Source organism: uncultured Albimonas sp. (assembly GCF_963977235.1).
GTDB lineage: Bacteria > Pseudomonadota > Alphaproteobacteria > Rhodobacterales > Rhodobacteraceae > Albimonas.
The window spans coordinates 12937-28129 of the sequence record NZ_CAXBOD010000024.1 but is presented as its reverse complement, the minus strand read 5'-3'; the positions used below and the strand labels follow the sequence as shown (position 1 = coordinate 28129).

The 15193-nt window shown below is 73.8% G+C and carries 14 protein-coding genes; 8 read left to right on the top strand and 6 right to left on the bottom strand.

Going from position 1 to position 15193, the window contains the following annotated elements; genetic code table 11:
- The first annotated feature begins 266 nt into the window (after positions 1 to 266).
- The 7 genes from guaD to cueR all read left to right on the top strand — a co-directional run bounded on the left by guaD (position 267) and on the right by cueR (position 8061).
- Positions 267 to 1556, top strand: coding sequence for a guanine deaminase (gene guaD, locus AAC134_RS12780; RefSeq protein ID WP_339949479.1), 1290 nt, complete (start codon positions 267 to 269; stop codon positions 1554 to 1556).
- Positions 1553 to 2314: a TIM barrel protein gene (locus tag AAC134_RS12775; RefSeq protein ID WP_339949478.1), complete on the top strand. Its 762-nt coding sequence runs from the start codon at positions 1553 to 1555 to the stop codon at positions 2312 to 2314. The genes guaD and AAC134_RS12775 overlap by 4 nt, the downstream gene beginning before the upstream one ends.
- Positions 2315 to 2432: 118 nt before the next feature.
- The gene (locus AAC134_RS12770) at positions 2433 to 2855 is read left to right on the top strand and encodes an MAPEG family protein (RefSeq protein WP_339949477.1); all 423 of its coding nucleotides are present in this window, start codon (positions 2433 to 2435) and stop codon (positions 2853 to 2855) included.
- Positions 2852 to 4216, top strand: a complete 1365-nt coding sequence (locus AAC134_RS12765) for a TldD/PmbA family protein (RefSeq protein ID WP_339949476.1) — start codon at positions 2852 to 2854, stop codon at positions 4214 to 4216. Before AAC134_RS12770 ends, AAC134_RS12765 begins: the two co-directional genes overlap by 4 nt.
- A complete protein-coding gene (locus tag AAC134_RS12760; RefSeq protein WP_339949475.1) occupies positions 4203 to 5024 on the top strand; it encodes a 3'(2'),5'-bisphosphate nucleotidase CysQ in 822 nt (273 codons plus the stop codon). Before AAC134_RS12765 ends, AAC134_RS12760 begins: the two co-directional genes overlap by 14 nt.
- 224 nt (positions 5025 to 5248) lie before the next feature.
- Complete coding sequence (locus AAC134_RS12755) at positions 5249 to 7678, top strand: heavy metal translocating P-type ATPase (RefSeq protein ID WP_339949474.1); 2430 nt, start codon at positions 5249 to 5251, stop codon at positions 7676 to 7678.
- Positions 7675 to 8061, top strand: coding sequence for a Cu(I)-responsive transcriptional regulator (cueR, locus tag AAC134_RS12750; RefSeq protein ID WP_339949473.1), 387 nt, complete (start codon positions 7675 to 7677; stop codon positions 8059 to 8061). The genes AAC134_RS12755 and cueR overlap by 4 nt, the downstream gene beginning before the upstream one ends.
- A gap of 10 nt (positions 8062 to 8071) precedes the next feature.
- Here cueR and scpB read toward each other — a convergent pair whose 3' ends face one another.
- The 5 genes from scpB to argS form a co-directional block, all read right to left on the bottom strand.
- On the bottom strand, positions 8072 to 8743 hold the full coding sequence (gene scpB, locus AAC134_RS12745; RefSeq protein ID WP_339949472.1) for an SMC-Scp complex subunit ScpB: 672 nt from the start codon (positions 8741 to 8743) through the stop codon (positions 8072 to 8074).
- The gene (locus tag AAC134_RS12740) at positions 8733 to 9560 is read right to left on the bottom strand and encodes a ScpA family protein (RefSeq protein WP_339949471.1); all 828 of its coding nucleotides are present in this window, start codon (positions 9558 to 9560) and stop codon (positions 8733 to 8735) included. Before AAC134_RS12740 ends, scpB begins: the two co-directional genes overlap by 11 nt.
- Positions 9553 to 10578 (bottom strand): beta-N-acetylhexosaminidase, encoded by a 1026-nt coding sequence (nagZ, locus tag AAC134_RS12735; RefSeq protein WP_339949470.1) that lies wholly within the window; start codon positions 10576 to 10578, stop codon positions 9553 to 9555. The genes AAC134_RS12740 and nagZ overlap by 8 nt, the downstream gene beginning before the upstream one ends.
- The gene (locus AAC134_RS12730) at positions 10575 to 11474 is read right to left on the bottom strand and encodes an SPOR domain-containing protein (protein ID WP_339949469.1); all 900 of its coding nucleotides are present in this window, start codon (positions 11472 to 11474) and stop codon (positions 10575 to 10577) included. The genes nagZ and AAC134_RS12730 overlap by 4 nt, the downstream gene beginning before the upstream one ends.
- Positions 11475 to 11562: 88 nt before the next feature.
- Positions 11563 to 13302 carry an arginine--tRNA ligase gene (gene argS / locus AAC134_RS12725; RefSeq protein ID WP_339949468.1) on the bottom strand — a complete coding sequence of 580 codons (1740 nt, stop codon included), beginning with the start codon at positions 13300 to 13302 and terminating at the stop codon, positions 11563 to 11565.
- Between the two features lie 339 nt (positions 13303 to 13641).
- Between argS and AAC134_RS12720 the strand changes: the two genes are divergently transcribed.
- Complete coding sequence (locus tag AAC134_RS12720; protein ID WP_339949467.1) at positions 13642 to 13794, top strand: hypothetical protein; 153 nt, start codon at positions 13642 to 13644, stop codon at positions 13792 to 13794.
- A 78-nt stretch (positions 13795 to 13872) separates the two neighbouring features.
- Here the strand turns inward: AAC134_RS12720 and AAC134_RS12715 are convergent, their stop codons facing one another.
- A complete protein-coding gene (locus AAC134_RS12715) occupies positions 13873 to 15042 on the bottom strand; it encodes a deoxyguanosinetriphosphate triphosphohydrolase (RefSeq protein WP_339949466.1) in 1170 nt (389 codons plus the stop codon).
- Positions 15043 to 15193 lie beyond the last annotated feature (151 nt).

The following is a 15193-nucleotide window of genomic DNA, read 5'->3' as shown; positions in this document are numbered from 1 at the left end:
GGCCCGATCCGGCGCCGGCGTCCTCTCCGTTCTCTCTTGCGAGGTTTCATCATGCGCGCCTTCCTTGCGGCGCCCGTGCTCTATGCGCTCTGCGGCCTTGCGGCCCTGTTCGCGGCGACCCCGGCGTCCCTTCTTGTTCCCTGACACCCGTCGGCTGCGTCGGCGGCGCGGTTGACGCGCCCGCCTTCGCGGCCCTTCCTGCAGGCTCCGGCCCGACGCGTCCCCGAGGGCCCTCTCTCCGGAACGACGTCGCAGCGGAGCCGCCCATGACCCTTCTGATCCTCGGCCAGACCCTCGCCTTCGAGGCGGACCCGTTCGCGGGTCCCCCCCGGGAGAGCGCGCGCCATTCCTCGCGGGGCGGCGTGCTGGTCGAGGACGGGATCGTCGCCGCGCTCGGCGAGGCCGACGACCTGCGCGCCGCCCACCCCGACGCAAGCGTGGTCGACATGGGCGATGCGCTGATCTCGGCGGGGTTCGTCGACTGTCACGCCCACTATCCCCAGACCGGCATCATCGCCTCCTGGGGCCGGCGGCTGATCGACTGGCTCAACGGCTACACCTTCCCCGAGGAGCTGCGCTTCGGCGATCCCGCCTACGCCCGCCAGCAGGCCGAGCTCTACCTCGACCTCACCCTGTCGAACGGCACCACCACCCCCTGCGCCTTCGCCACCGTCCATCCCGAGAGCGCCGAGGCGATCTTCGCGGCCGCTCAGGCGCGCGGCCTGAGGCTGGCCGCCGGCAAGGTGATGATGGACCGCAACGCCCCCGAGGGCCTGCGCGACGATCCGCAGACAGGCTACGACCAGTCCAGGGCGCTGATCGAGCGCTGGCACGGCCGCGACCGCCTGACCTACGCGCTCACCCCGCGCTTCGCCCCCACCTCGAGCCCCGCGCAGCTCGAAGCCGCCGGCGCGCTCTGGGCCGAGCACCCGGGCTGCCTGATGCAGACCCACCTGAGCGAACAACCCGAGGAAATCGCCTGGGTGCGCGAGCTCTACCCCGAGGACGCCGACTATTTCGCCGTCTACGAGCGTTTCGGCCTCGCCGGGCCCGGGGCGCTGATGGGCCACGCGATCCACCTGACCGATCGCGAGCGGGCCGCGATCCTCGCCACCGGCTCGGGCGTGGCACATTGCCCGACCTCGAACACCTTCATCGGCTCGGGCCTGTGCGACGTGGCCGGGCTGAAGGCCGCGGGCGTGCCGGTGGGGCTCGCGACCGACGTGGGCGGCGGCTCCAGCTTCTCGATGCTGGCGACGATGCGCGCGGCCTACGAGGTCGCCCAGCTGCGCGGCGCGCCCCTGCATCCCGCGCAGCTGTTCTGGCTGGGAACCGCCGGCTCGGCGCAGGTGATGCGGATCGCGGACAAGGTGGGGACGCTGGCGGTGGGGATGGAGGCCGATCTCGTGGCGCTCGACCTCGCCGCGACCCCGGTGCTCGCCCAGCGGACGGCGCGCGCGGACGACGTGTGGGAGGCGCTGTTCGCCCTGATCATGCTCGGCGACGACCGCGCCGTGCGCCAGGTCTGGGTCGCGGGCCGGGAGGTGAAATCGTGAAGATCGCCGCCAACCTCGGCCACCTGTGGAAGGACCTGCCGCTCGATCAGGCGATCCGCGCCGCCGCCGCCGCCGGCTTCGAGGCGGTCGAGACCCAGTATCCCTACGCCCACGACCGCGCCGCCGCGATCCAGGCGCTGGCCGACACGGGCCTGCCCATGCTGGGCGTCAACGTCCCCCCGAGCGCCGCGGGCGAGCCCGGCATGGCCGCCGTCCCCGGCCGCGAGGCCGAGGCGCGCGAGGGCATCGAGCAGGCCATCGACTGGGCCCGCGCCCTGGGCGCGCGCCACATCCACGTGATGTCGGGCCGCGCCTCGGGCGAGGCCGCGCGCGCCACCTTCGTCGAGACCCTGCGCCGGGCCTGCGCGCAGGCCGCCGAGGCCGGCCTGACGCTGGTCCTCGAACCCCTCAACGACCGCGACCAGCCCGGCTATTTCCTCTCGACCCTCGACCAGGCGGCGGACGTCATCGCCGCGGTCGACCGCCCCGAGCTGGGCCTGATGTTCGACCTCTACCACGTTCAGGTGCAGGAGGGAGACGTCCTGCGCCGCTTCGAGCGTCACCTGCCGATCATCCGCCACGTCCAGTTCGCGGGCGCCCCCCGCCGCAGCCCCCCCGACACCGGGGAGCTGGCGCTCGAGCGCGTCCTGCCCATGCTGCGCGATCTCGGCTGGGAGGGATGGATGGCCGCGGAGTATGGCTCCCCCGGCCCCACCGACGATTTCCTGGGCTGGCTGCCGGCCTACAAGGCCCTCTGACCCGGAGCGCCCGCCCGAGGCAGGCGCCCGAGGCCGGCGATTGACGCCCGCGCCCCACCCTATACGTTGCGGGGCGCGGCGGCCCTTCGCCCGCCTGCCCCCGTCTCCGGAGCGCCCGATGCCCCTTCCCGCCCTCTCCGCCGTCGCCCTCTATGCGGGGCTCAACGGCCTGGTGCTGTTCTGGCTGACCTTCAACGTCGTGCAGGTGCGGCGGGCGCAGAAGATCTACATGGGCGACGGGGGCGACCCGCTGATGATCCGGGCGATGCGCGGCCAGGCGAACTTCGTCGAGTTCGTGCCGATGACCCTGATCCTGATCGCGCTCGCCGCCCTGCTGGGCGCCCCCGCGCTTGCGATCCACGGTCTGGGCGCGATGCTGACCGTGGGCCGGCTGCTGCACGCCTGGCACTTCACGCGGGCCGACGCGCCGGGCTGGCAGCGCGGCGCGGGGGCGCTTCTGACCCTGCTGGCATTGCTGCTGGCCGCGCTCGGCGCCATCTCGCATGGCGTGATGGGTCTTGGAACTGGACTGGAGGCATGATGGACGGCGACATGACCGCCCCCGCGGGCGAAGCGATCTGCCAGGCGCTGCTCGCGGCCGCGAAATCCGCCGGCGCGCAGGCCGCCGACGCCATCGCCATCTCGGGCGAGAGCCTCTCGGCCGACGTGCGCAACGCCCGCCTCGAACAGGCCGAACGGGCCGAGGGCGTGGACATCGGCCTGCGGGTGCTGATCGGACGGCGCCAGGCGACCGTCTCGGCCTCCGACGCCCGGCCGGCCACCATCGCCGCGCTGGCCGAGCGGGCCGTGGCCATGGCCCGCGTGGCGCCCGAGGACCCATATTGCGGCCTCGCCGACCCCGGCCAGCTCGCCACCCAATGGGACGTCGAGGCCCTCGACATGGCCGACCCCGCCGGCCCGCCGGACCCCGCGGCGCTGGAGGACTCGGCCCGCGCGGCCGAGGCCGCGGCGCTTTCCGTCCACGGCGTCACCCAGGCCGAGGGCGCCGGCGCCTCCTGGTCGCGCCGCCGCATCCACCTCGCCGCCTCGAACGGGTTTTCGGGGGGCTATGCGCGCACCTCCTCGGCGCTCTATGTCTCGGCCATCGCCGGCGAGGGGCTGGGGATGGAGCGCGACCACCGCGCCGAAAGCCGCCGCCGCTTCGCCTCGCTGCCCTCGGCCGAGGAGATCGGGCGCGAGGCCGGAGAGCGCGCGGTCGCCCGCCTCAATCCCCGCCGCGCCCCCACCGGGGCCTGGCCGGTGATCTACGACCGCCGCATCGCCTCGAGCCTGCTCGGCCACCTCCTGGGGGCCGCCAACGGCGCCTCGGTCGCCCGGGGCGCCTCCTGGGCCGCCTCCCTGCTGGGCGAGCGGGTGCTGCCCGCGGGCATGGACCTGGTCGAGGAGCCGCTGCGCCCGGGCGCCGCCGCCTCGCGCCCCTTCGACGCCGAGGGTCTGCCGGTCGCCTCCCGCGCCTTCGTGGCCGACGGGGTGCTGACGAGTTGGGTGCTCGACCTCGCCTCCGCCCGCCAGCTGGGGATGTCCTCCACCGGCAACGCCATGCGGGGCGCCTCCTCCACGCCCTCGCCGGGGACCTCCAACATCCGGCTGACGCCCGGCGCGATGACGCTCGAGGAGATGCTGGCCGAGATGGGGACCGGCCTGCTGGTCACCTCGATGATCGGCGCCTCGATCAGCGCCACCACCGGCGACTATTCCCGCGGCGCCTCGGGCTTCTGGATCGAGAACGGCCAGATCGCCTACCCGGTCAACGAGATCACGGTCGCGGGCAACCTCAAGCGCATGCTGGGCGGCCTGACCGCGGCCAGCGACGCCGACGAGACGAAGTCGGCCGTCGTCCCCTCCCTGCTTGTCGAGGGGCTGACGGTTGCCGGCGGCTGAGTTCCCCGATCCCCGCGACGCGGACGACCTCGCCCTGCTGGTCGAGGCCGCCCGCGCAGCCGGCGAGATCGCGCTGCGCCATTTCCGCGAGGACCCCGAGTCCTGGGAGAAGGACGGCGGCCAGGGCCCCGTCTCGGAGGCCGACCTCGAGGTCGACCGGATGCTGCGCGCGGAGCTGGGCGGCGCCCGGCCCGGCTACGGCTGGCTCTCGGAGGAGACCGAGGACGCGGGCGCGCGGCGCGAGGCCCGCCTGGACGCCGAGCGGGTGTTCATCTGCGACCCCATCGACGGCACCCGCGCCTTCCTCAAGGGCGAGGAGACCTGGGGCAACGCGATCGCCATCGTCCAGAACGGGGTGGTCCGCGCGGGCGTGATGTTCCTGCCCGCGCGGGGCGCGATGTACGCGGCCAGCCTCGGCGGGGGCGCCACGCTCGACGGCGCGGCGCTGAGCCCGTCGGCGCGGACCGACCTGACAGGCGCCGACGCGCTGGTCTCGGCCGCCGGCATGCGGCCCGAGCGCTGGAAGGGCGCGCCCCCGCCGGTGACGCGGCATTTCCGGGCCTCGCTGTGCTACCGGCTGTGCCTGGTGGCGCAGGGGCGGTTCGACTGCTCGATCTCGGTCGGCGGGGTCTGGGAATGGGACGCCGCGGCCGGCGACGTGATCCTGCGCGAGGCCGGGGCCGCGGTGTCGGACGCGCGCGGCGACCGGCCCGTCTACAACCGGCCCGAGCCGCGCCTCTCGGGCCTGATCGCGTCGGCGCCCGGGCTGCACGGCGCGATCCTCGAGCGGCTCGCCCCCCACGACTGAGCCTAGCCCGACCGACCTTCGCCAGGCGCCGCGGCGGACCGCCCGCCCGTGGCGACCCCTCCGCTCGCGGCGCGACCCGAGGTTGCGCGCGTGCCGCGACCCGAGGTTGCGCGCGTGCCGCCACCCGACGTTGCGCGCGTGCCGCGCGGCGCGGGATGCGAGGTTCCCCTTGACCTTCCAGCGACTGGAATCCCTATATCCGGCGCCGAGCCACGGAGCCGGACATGAAAGACATTGTTTCTCAGGACCTTGACCAACGAGCCGAGTCGCGAGGCGCCGCCCACGCGCCGGCGGAGCTGTCGATCTCGGTCGCCGGAATGACCTGCGCGGGATGCGCCGGGCGGGTCGAGCGGGCGCTCGAAGCCCTGCCCGGCGTCGCCTCGGCGCAGGTCAACCTTGCGCTGGAGCGGGCCGACGTGCGCCTGACCAGCGCTCGCGCCCCCGAGCTTGCCGAAGCCCTGCGCGCCGCCGGCTTCGCCGCGCGGGAGGAGAGGGTGACCCTCGCCATCGACGGCATGACCTGCGCCAGCTGCGCCGGGCGCGTCGAGCGGGCGCTCGTCGGGGCGCCGGGCGTGGTCGCGGCCGAGGCGAACCTGGCGCTCGACCGGGCCGAGGTCCGCCGCCTGCGCGGCGCCGCAGACGACGCCGAGCTGCTCGCCGCCGTCCGGGCCGCGGGCTATGAGGCCGCCCTCATCGGCGAGGCGGCGCCAGCCCCCGACGCTCCCCACGCGGGCGCCGAGCGATGGGACCTGCCGCTCGCGGCCGTTCTTACCGCGCCCCTTCTGGCGCAGATGATCGCCATGCAGATCGACCCCGCCTGGCGGATGCCGGGCTGGGCGGAGCTGATCCTCGCCACCCCGGTCTTCGCCTGGTGCGGCCGCCGCTTTCACCGCGGCGCGCTGGCCGCCGCGCGGGCGCGCACGGCGAACATGGACACGCTCGTCTCGATGGGGACGACGGCGGCCTGGGGGTTCTCGGTCTGGCTGCTGCTGAGCGCGCACGCCGGTCACGCGCCGCACCTCTACTTCGAGGCCGCGGCGGTGATCGTGACGCTGGTGCTCGCCGGCAAGGCCCTGGAATCGCGCGCCAAGCGCGCCGCCTCGGCCGCCCTGCGCGAGCTGATGGCCCTGCGCCCCGACCGCGCCCGCATCCTGCGGGCGGGCCAGGAGGTCGAGGTCCCGCTCGCCGAGGTCTGCGTCGGCGACATGGTGATCCTGCGCCCCGGCGAGCGCGCCCCCGTCGACGGCACGCTGGTCCGCGGCGAGAGCGAGTTCGACGAGAGCCTGGTGACCGGAGAGCCCCTGCCCGTCCCCCGCCTGATCGGAGAGGCGGTCCCCGCCGGCGCGGTCAACGGGACCGGCCTGGTGCGCCTGCGCGCCGACCGGGTGGGCCGCGACACGACGCTGGCGAGGATCGCAGAGCTTGTGGCCCGCGCCCAGACCGGCAAGGCCCCGGTGCAGCGGCTGGTCGACCGCATCGCCTCGGTCTTCGTGCCGGCGGTGCTGGCGATCGCCGTCCTGACGCTGGCCGGATGGCTGGCGGCGGGGGCCCCGCTCGACGCGGCGGTCTCGGCGGCGATCTCGGTGCTGGTCATCGCCTGCCCCTGCGCGCTGGGCCTCGCCACGCCCACCGCGCTGGTCGCGGGGACCGGCGCCGCCGCCCGCGCCGGCATCCTGATCAAGGACATCGTCACGCTCGAACGGGCCGCGCGCATCGACGCGGTGATCTTCGACAAGACCGGCACCCTGACGCTGGGCAAGCCCGAAGTGACCGAGATCCGGCCGCTGGCCGACCTCCCGCCCGACGCTCTGCTGAGGCTCGCCGCCTCCGTCCAGCGCGGCTCCGAGCATCCGCTGGGCCGCGCCCTGGTCGCGGCGGCCCAAGGACAGCCCCTGTCCGAGCCCGAGGCCTTCCGCGCCGTCGTCGGCGCGGGGGTCGAGGCCCGCATCGACGGCGCCCTCGTGCGCATCGGCCGCCAGGACTTCGCCGCCCCCGCGGCCGCGGCCCCCCTGCAGGCGCAGGCCGCGCAGATGGCCGGCGCCGGGGGCACGGTGGTCTGGGTCGCGCGCGCGGGGACGCCGCTCGGCCTCATCGCCCTCTCGGACGCGCCGCGCGCGGACGCGGCCGAGGCGGTCGCGGCCCTGCGCCGCCGCGGCGTCGCCGTCTCGCTGCTGACCGGCGACGCCGAGCCTGCCGCCCGCGCCATGGCCGCGCGCCTGGGCATCGCGGACGTCACCGCCGGCGTGCGCCCCGAGGGCAAGGCCGTCGCCGTTCAGGCGCTGATCGCCCGCGGCCGCCGCGTCGCGATGGTCGGCGACGGGATCAACGACGCGCCGGCGCTGGCGGCCGCCGACCTCGGCATCGCCATGGGGGGGGGCGCGGACGCGGCGATGGAGGTGGCCGGCGTCACGCTGGCGCGCCCGCGCCCGACGCTGGTCGCGGCCGCCCTCGACGTGGCGGGCGCGACGTCGGCCAAGATCCGCCAGAACCTGTTCTGGGCCTTCGCCTGGAACACGCTGTGCATCCCCGTGGCCGCCGCGGGCCTGCTCGACCCTGCGGTGGCCGGCGCGGCGATGGCGCTCAGTTCGGTCAGTGTGGTGGGCAACTCGCTGCTGCTGACCCGCTGGAAACCCGTGCAGGAGCGCGCGCGATGAACATCTCCGAGGTCTCGACCCTATCGGGTCTGCCCGCCAAGACGATCCGCTATTACGAGGAGATCGGCCTCGTGCGGCCCGCCCGCGGCGACAACGGCTACCGCGACTTCTCGCAGGCCGACGCGCACAAGCTGGCGTTCCTGGCCCGCTCCCGCTCGCTGGGGTTCTCGATCGAGGAGTGCCGGACCCTTCTGGCGCTCTATGAGGACCGCGACCGCGCCTCGGCCGACGTCAAGCGGGTGGCGCAGACGCACCTGGACGAGATCGACCGCAAGATCGCCGAGCTGCAGGCGATGCGCGCCACCCTGACCACCCTCGTGCACCGCTGCCACGGCGACGACCGGCCCGACTGCCCGATCCTGAGCGACCTCGCCGGGGCGTAGGGCGACCGGCTCAGTCGTCGGGGTCCTCGAACATCCGGGGCTGATTGGGGTCGTCGGGGTCGGGCTCGGCCTCGCCGGGGGGGACGTTGTCGAGGAGGCCTGCGTCGCGCAGCTCCTTCAGGCCCGGCAGGTCGCGGGCGCTCTCGAGGCCGAAATGGTCGAGGAAGCCCTCGGTGACCACATAGGTCGCGGGGCGGCCGGGGGTCATCCGGCGGCGGCCCAGACGCACCCAGTTGCGCTCGATCAGCAGGTCCAGCGTGCCTTTCGACACCGCGACGCCGCGGATGTCCTCGATCTCGGCGCGGGTGACGGGCTGGTGGTAGGCGATGATCGCCAGCGTCTCGATGGCGGCCCGCGACAGGGGGCGCGTCTCGACCACCTCGCGCGCCAGCAGCCAGCCGAGATCGGGGGCGGTGCGGAAAGCCCAGGAGTTCCCTGCCCGCTCCAGCGTCACGCCGCGCCCCTCGAAGCGCCGGCGCACCCGCTCGATCGCCTGGGCCGCGTCGCAGCCCTGCGGCAGACGGGCCGCGATCTCGGTCGCGCTCAGCGGCTCGCGGGAGGCGAACAGGACCGCCTCGACCATCCGCTCCTGCTCCTCGATCGGGGGCGAGGGGAACAGGGAGCCGGCGTCAGCCTCTGCAGGGTCTTCGGGCTCGGGGAGGTCGTCGGGTTCATCGGGCATCGGCGGCGCGACGCCTCATGGTGATCTCGCCGAACACCTCCTGCTGGCGCAGCTCGGCCTCGCCCCGGCGCACCAGCTCGAGCATCGCCACGAAGGTGGCGGCGGTGGCCGAGCGGCGGCGCTTGGGATCCTCGAGCCACGCGGGCGGCAGGAACGAGGCCAGCGTGCGCCAGTCGATCATCTCCCCGATCAGGCCGCGCAGACGCTCGATCGCCTCCTCCGGGGTCATCACCGGGGCGCGGTTCATGTGCAGGGGGCGGTAGTCGTCGCGGGTCTTGATCCGCGAATAGGCGCGCAGCAGGTCGATCAGGCTCGCGTCATAGGTCACGATGCGCCGCAGGGTCTGGGTGTCGGGCGCGCCGCGGGGGAAGCGGTCCCGCTCGAGGTGGTCGCGCCCCATCAGGCGGGCGCCGGCCTCGCGCATCGCCTCCAGCCGCTCCAGCCGCCAGGCGAGCCTTGCGGCCAGCTCCTCGGCGCTGGGACCTTCCTCGGTCGGCTCGGGGGGCAGCAGCAGGCGGGATTTCAGATAGGCGAGCCAGGCGGCCATCACCAGATAGTCGGCCGCCAGCTCGATCCGCAGGCGCTTGGCCTCTTCGACAAAGGCCAGGTACTGCTCGGCGAGCTGCAGGATCGAGACGTGGCGCAGGTCCACCTTCTGGCTGCGCGCCAGCGTCAGCAGGATGTCGAGCGGGCCCTCGAAGCCCTCGACATCGACCACCAGCGCCTCGGCTGCGGTCTTGTCGTCTCCGGTCAGCGCGCCGGTGCGCCCGTCGGGAACGTCGCGAAGCGGTCGGTCCCAGGCGGGGCGCTCAGGCATGGGCGCGCTCCCCGTTCAGAGCCTTGGCGATCTCGGCGAAACGGGCGTCGGCCTCGGCCGGGTCGAAGGGCTCGGGCGCGCGGCGGGCGGCGAGCGCGCGGTCGGCGCGGGCGGCGGCGCGGCCGTGCAGGCGCGGGGTGGCGCTCAGCGCGCCCTCCATCTCGGCCATGTCGCCGTTGCAGTGCAGGACCAGGTCGCAGCCCGCGGCGATCGAGCGCTCGGCCCGCTCGGCCATGCTCCCCTCCAGCGCGTTCATCGACAGGTCGTCGGTCATCAGCAGCCCGTCGAAGCCGATCTCCTCGCGGATGGCGCGGATGCCGGCGGGGGACTGGGTGGCGGGCGCGTCGGGGTCGAGCGCGGAATAGACGATATGGGCCGTCATCCCCATCGCGAGGTCCGCGAGCGGCGCGAAGGCCGCGAAATCGGTGGCGCGCAGCTCATCGAGCGAGGCGTCCACCACCGGCAGCGCCAGGTGGCTGTCCGCGGTCGCCCGCCCGTGCCCCGGCAGGTGCTTGAGGACGGGCAGCACGCCGCCGCTCGCCATCGCCTCGGTCACGATCCGCGCCCGGCGGGCCACGGTCTCGGGCGTGCGGCCGAGCGCGCGGGTCGAGATGATCGCGTCGGTCTGCGCAAAGCGGATGTCGGCGATGGGCATGCAGTTCACGTCGAGGCCGACGGCGTGCAGCTCATGGGCGATGGCGCGATACTGGATCGCCAGCGCCTCGTCTGCGGCGGCTTCGGGCAGACCCTCGACCAGCCGTTCCATCCACGGCCACTCGCGCCAGTGAGGGGCTTTCAGGCGGGCCACGCGGCCGCCCTCCTGATCGACCAGGATCGGGGCGTCGCGACCCACGCTCTCGCGCAGCTCGGCGGTCAGGGCGGCAAGCTGCGCAGGGTCCTGGACGTTGCGCGCAAACACGATGAAGCCCCAGGGGTCGGCGTCGCGGAAGAACGCCGCCTCCCCGGCCGAGAGCTTCGGGCCCGCGCAGCCCAGGATGATGGCGCGCGGCGCGCTCATCGGATGGTCGCCACGATGCAGGCCTCGCCGCGGGACTTGAGCGAGGCGCACAGCTCCTGCGCCTTGCCGCGGTCGGCGACCGGCCCCGCGCGCAGGCGGAACAGCGTCCGCCCGCCGGAGTCGACGGTGGTCACGGCATGGGTCAGCGCGCCGAGCAGATCCTCGTGCCGCCGCTGGGCCCGACGCCACTGGGACTCGGCGATGGCCTGGCTGTTGAAGGCGCCGAGCTGGATGCCGATGTCGCCGGCCGCAAGCTCGGTCGCGACCGCCGCGGGAGCGGGGACCGCTGCAGCCGCCGCCGCAGCCGCCGCAGCCATCTCGGCGCGGGTCGGGGCGCGCGGGCGCAGCGGCGGGGGCGGCGCGGCGACGGCCGAGAGCGACGAGCTCTCGTCCTCGTCCTCGATCGCGGAGCCGGCGGGATCGCCGTCCATCGCCTGCTCCTGCAGGGCGCGGGCCACGGCGCGTTCGATCGCGTCGCCGTCGGCGGTGGGGGCCGGGGCGGCCTGGTCCGGCCCGTCGGCGGGGGTCGCCAGCGGATCGGGGGCGGCGAGATAGGGCTGGGGCTGATCTTCCTCGGCCAGCGCCTCGGGGTCGGGCGCGAGCCCCGGCTCGACGGCCGAGCCGCTGGTCCCGCTGACGATCCGGCTGACCGCCATGTCGGTGCGCTCGAGCTTGAGGCCGCCGGGATCCTCGGGAACGATCTTCATCGGGCCGTCCTCGGCCCTCAGGAAGGGGATCTGGCCGGAGTCGCGGGTCAGCAGGCCGTGGCCCCAGCTGACCAGCCCCCAGACAAGCGCGATGGCGCAGGCGCCGCCAAGCGCGCCCGCCATCTGTCGCCGCCAGCCGCGGCCGCCGCGTTCGTCGTACCCGTAGGGGTCTCCGGCCATGTCGGCCATTCGGAATCCCGCCTGCACTGAGGCCGGCCTCCGAAGTTTTCTCCGTGAGGCGCGGCGTTGACTGCTCGTCCCCGCCGCGGACGCTTGTTCAGCGCATCTCTTCGGCCGGGGTCACGCCTAGGATACCCAAACCGGCGGAGATGACAACCGCGACGGACTTCACAAGCGCGAGCCGCGCCGCGGTTCCCGCAGGGTCCGTCTCCTGCACGACACGCAGGCGCGGCTCGTCCTTGCCCTTGTTCCAGTGCGCATGGAACGCAGACGCGAGGTCATAGAGGTAGAAGGCCACCCGGTGGGGCTCGTGATGCCGGGCCGCCGTCTCCACCAGGCGCGGCCATTCGGCGACCTTTGCGGCCAGCTCCAGCTCGTCGGGATGGTCGAGCGGGGCCAGCCCCTCGAGGTCGGCGGCGGCCGCGCCCATCCCCGCCTCGGCGGCGGTGCGGAAGATCGAGTTCACCCGCGCCGAGGCGTACTGCACGTACCAAACCGCGTTGTCGCGGCTCTGCTCGGTGGCCTTGGCGAAGTCGAAATCGAGCGGCGCGTCGTTCTTGCGGGTCAGCATCACGAAGCGGGTCACGTCCGGCCCCACCTCGTCGACCACGTCGCGCAGGGTCACGAAGGTGCCGGCGCGCTTGGACATCTTGAACGGCTCGCCGTTCTTGAACAGTTTTACAAGTTGCGTGAGCTTGATGTCCAGCGGCACGCGGTTGCCCGACAGCGCCGCCGTCGCCGCCTTCAGCCGCTTGACGTAGCCGCCATGGTCGGCGCCGAAGACGTTGATCAGCTCGTCGAAGCCGCGCTCGACCTTGTCGTAGTGATAGGCGATGTCGGGCGCGAAATAGGTCCAGCCCCCGTCCGACTTCTTCAGCGGCCGGTCCACGTCGTCGCCGTAGTCGGTCGAGCGGAACAGGGTCTGGGGGCGCGGCTCCCAGTCCTCCGGCGTCTTGCCCTTGGGCGGCTCCAGCACGCCGACGTAGACCAGGCCCTTGTCCTCGAGCGCCTTCAGCGCGCCCTCGATCCGCCCGCCGGCATAGAGCGACTTCTCCGAGAAGAAGACGTCCATCTCCACGCCCAGCGCCTTCAGGTCGCCGCGGATCAGCTCCATCATCATCTCGGTGGCGAAGTCGCGCACCTCGCGCAGCCAGACGCTTTCGGGCTGGTTGAGGAGGCGGTCGCCGAACTCCGCCTTCAGCGCCTCGCCCACCGGCACCAGGTAATCGCCGGGATAAAGGCCGTCGGCGATCGCGGGCTCGAGCCCGTGCGCCTCGCGATAGCGCTCGTAGGCCGAGCGGGCCAGCACGTCGACCTGCGCGCCGCCGTCGTTGATGTAGTATTCGCGCGTCACCTGCCAGCCAGCGAAGTCCAGCAGGCTCGCCAGCGCGTCCCCGAACACCGCGCCGCGGGTGTGCCCGACATGCAGCGGCCCGGTGGGGTTGGCCGAGACATACTCGACGTTGACCTTCTTCGCCCCGCCCATGTCCGAGCGGCCGAAATCTGTCCCCTGCGCCAGCGCGGTCGCCACCGCCTTGCGCCAGACCGAGGCGTCGAGCCGCAGGTTGATGAAGCCGGGCCCCGCCACCTCGGCCGAGGCGACGCGCCCGTCGGCCTCGAGCAGCGGCGCCAGCGCCTCGGCGATCTCGCGCGGCTTCAGTCGGGCGGGCTTGGCCAGCACCATCGCGGCGTTGGTGGCCATGTCGCCATGGGCGGGATCGCGGGGCGGCTCGACGGCGACGTTGGTCAGCTCCAGCCCCGGGGGCAGCGCGCCCTGCGCGGCCAGCGCCTCGAGGCTGTCGGTCACCAGGGCCCGGATGTCGGCGAAGAGGTTCATGGAAGGCTCCATCTGCGGCGCGCGACCTTTGCCACCGCCGCGCCCGCGGGTCAACGCGCCCGCGCCCGCCCCAGGCGCCTCCTGCAACCAAGCGCCCGAGCGCCTGGTCTCCGGCGCCGTCCGTCGCTGACGCCGATCAGAGCGACGAGGGCGCGCGCGGGACTGGACCGCCACGATCCCCCCCGATGTCGAGACCCTGACCGGCCGCCCCCGCGCACGTCATCGACATGGGCCGCCGACGCCGTCGGGCGGCCTGCGGGGCGTTCGCGCAAGTTGCCCCTGGCGTAAACATGAACACAATATTAACGTCAGGCCATTCACTGAACCGGAGCACCCGTCATGTCCTTCAAGACGGTGTCCTCCCCGGGTTTGCTTGGCGACCTGCTGGGAGATGAGCTTGTTCAGTTGCTTGGAGGGCCGGCGTACACGTTGCTTGTGGCCGTGGTCGTCGCCTCGGTGATCGGCGTCCTGATGATGGGACGCTCGACCTGACGAGGCCATGACCGTCCGAATGCCAGGCGCGGCCGGCTCCTCCGGGGGCCGGCCGGACCGGCGCCCACGTGAGGCCTTTCAGGTCCGCGACATCGGATCGGTCAGCTGCCGATGCTCCTGCAGGGCGAAGCGGTCGGTCATCCCGGCGATGTAGTCGGCCACCACCCGCGCCCGCGCCGTCGTCGACACCGCGTGCAGGGCCGAATCCCGCCAGTCGTCGGGCAGCACCCGGGGCGTCTCCATGTAGATCTCGAACAGCTCGGCCACCACGGCCGCCGCCTTGCGCCGCATCCGCGCCACCCGCCAGTGGCGGTACATCCGCTCGAACAGGAAGCCGCGGATCTGGCGGAGGTCCGAGACCATCGCGTCCGAGAACGCGATCACCGGCCGCCCCAGCGCGCGCACCTCGTCCGCGCTCGCGGCGCCCGAGCCCTCGAGCCGCAGGCGCGAGGTCTCCAGCACGTCCTCGACCAGCGCCCCGAACACGCGCCTGAGCGCCTCGTGCTGGCGACGCGCGGACTCCAGTCCGGGGTACTTCCGGTCCACCTCGCGGAAGCAGTCGCCCACCACCGGCAGCTCGGCGATCTCCTCGACCTGGAACAGCCCCGCGCGCAGCCCGTCGTCGAGGTCGTGCGTGTTGTAGGCGATGTCGTCCGACAGCGCCGCCGCCTGCGCCTCGGCGCTGGCGTGGGTGTGCAGCTCGAGGTCGTGGCGGGCCACGTATTCGGCGAGCGCGTAGTGCAGATCGCCCGCCTCCGCGCCCGGCTCGCACAGCGGGCCGTTGTGCTTGGCGATGCCCTCCAGCGTCTCCCAGGTCAGGTTCAGCCCGTCGAACTCGGCGTAGCGCGCCTCGATCTCGGTCACGATCCGCAGCGCCTGGGCGTTGTGGTCAAAGCCCCCGTAGGGCGCCATCGCCGCATGCAGCGCGTCCTCGCCGGTGTGCCCGAAGGGCGTGTGCCCGAGGTCGTGGGCCAGCGCCACCGCCTCGGCCAGCTCTTCGGTCAGCCCCAGATCGCGCGCCAGCGTGCGCGCCACCTGCGCCACCTCGATCGAGTGGGTCAGCCGGGTGCGGTAATAGTCCCCCTCATGCTCGACGAAGACCTGGGTCTTGTGCTTCAGCCGGCGGAAGGCCGAGGAGTGGATGATCCGGTCGCGGTCGCGCTGGAAGGGCGTGCGGTGGGCCGATTCCGGCTCGGCGTGCAGGCGCCCGCGCGAGGCGGCGGGAAGGCAGGCGTAGGGCGCGGGCATGGGACGCTCTCGGCTCGGGCGCGGCGGCGCGGCGCGTCGCCTCTTGCGTCCGCCCCGCCTGCGCATAGATGATGGCGCGAGGCCTACACCATCCTCCGCGAAGGGAAAACCGCCATGGCCGCGCCCGACTTCTCGCTCGATTTCTCCGCCC

Bases quoted from the DNA above. Each gene is read 5' to 3' on its own strand.
- guaD (WP_339949479.1), top strand. From the start codon at position 267: ATGACCCTTCTGATCCTCGGCCAGACCCTCGCCTTCGAGGCGGACCCG.
- AAC134_RS12770 (WP_339949477.1), top strand. From the start codon at position 2,433: ATGCCCCTTCCCGCCCTCTCCGCCGTCGCCCTCTATGCGGGGCTCAAC.
- AAC134_RS12765 (WP_339949476.1), top strand. From the start codon at position 2,852: ATGATGGACGGCGACATGACCGCCCCCGCGGGCGAAGCGATCTGCCAG.
- AAC134_RS12755 (WP_339949474.1), top strand. From the start codon at position 5,249: ATGAAAGACATTGTTTCTCAGGACCTTGACCAACGAGCCGAGTCGCGA.
- cueR (WP_339949473.1), top strand. From the start codon at position 7,675: ATGAACATCTCCGAGGTCTCGACCCTATCGGGTCTGCCCGCCAAGACG.
- scpB (WP_339949472.1), bottom strand. From the start codon at position 8,743: ATGCCCGATGAACCCGACGACCTCCCCGAGCCCGAAGACCCTGCAGAG.
- AAC134_RS12740 (WP_339949471.1), bottom strand. From the start codon at position 9,560: ATGCCTGAGCGCCCCGCCTGGGACCGACCGCTTCGCGACGTTCCCGAC.
- nagZ (WP_339949470.1), bottom strand. From the start codon at position 10,578: ATGAGCGCGCCGCGCGCCATCATCCTGGGCTGCGCGGGCCCGAAGCTC.
- AAC134_RS12730 (WP_339949469.1), bottom strand. From the start codon at position 11,474: ATGGCCGACATGGCCGGAGACCCCTACGGGTACGACGAACGCGGCGGC.
- argS (WP_339949468.1), bottom strand. From the start codon at position 13,302: ATGAACCTCTTCGCCGACATCCGGGCCCTGGTGACCGACAGCCTCGAG.
- AAC134_RS12720 (WP_339949467.1), top strand. From the start codon at position 13,642: ATGTCCTTCAAGACGGTGTCCTCCCCGGGTTTGCTTGGCGACCTGCTG.
- AAC134_RS12715 (WP_339949466.1), bottom strand. From the start codon at position 15,042: ATGCCCGCGCCCTACGCCTGCCTTCCCGCCGCCTCGCGCGGGCGCCTG.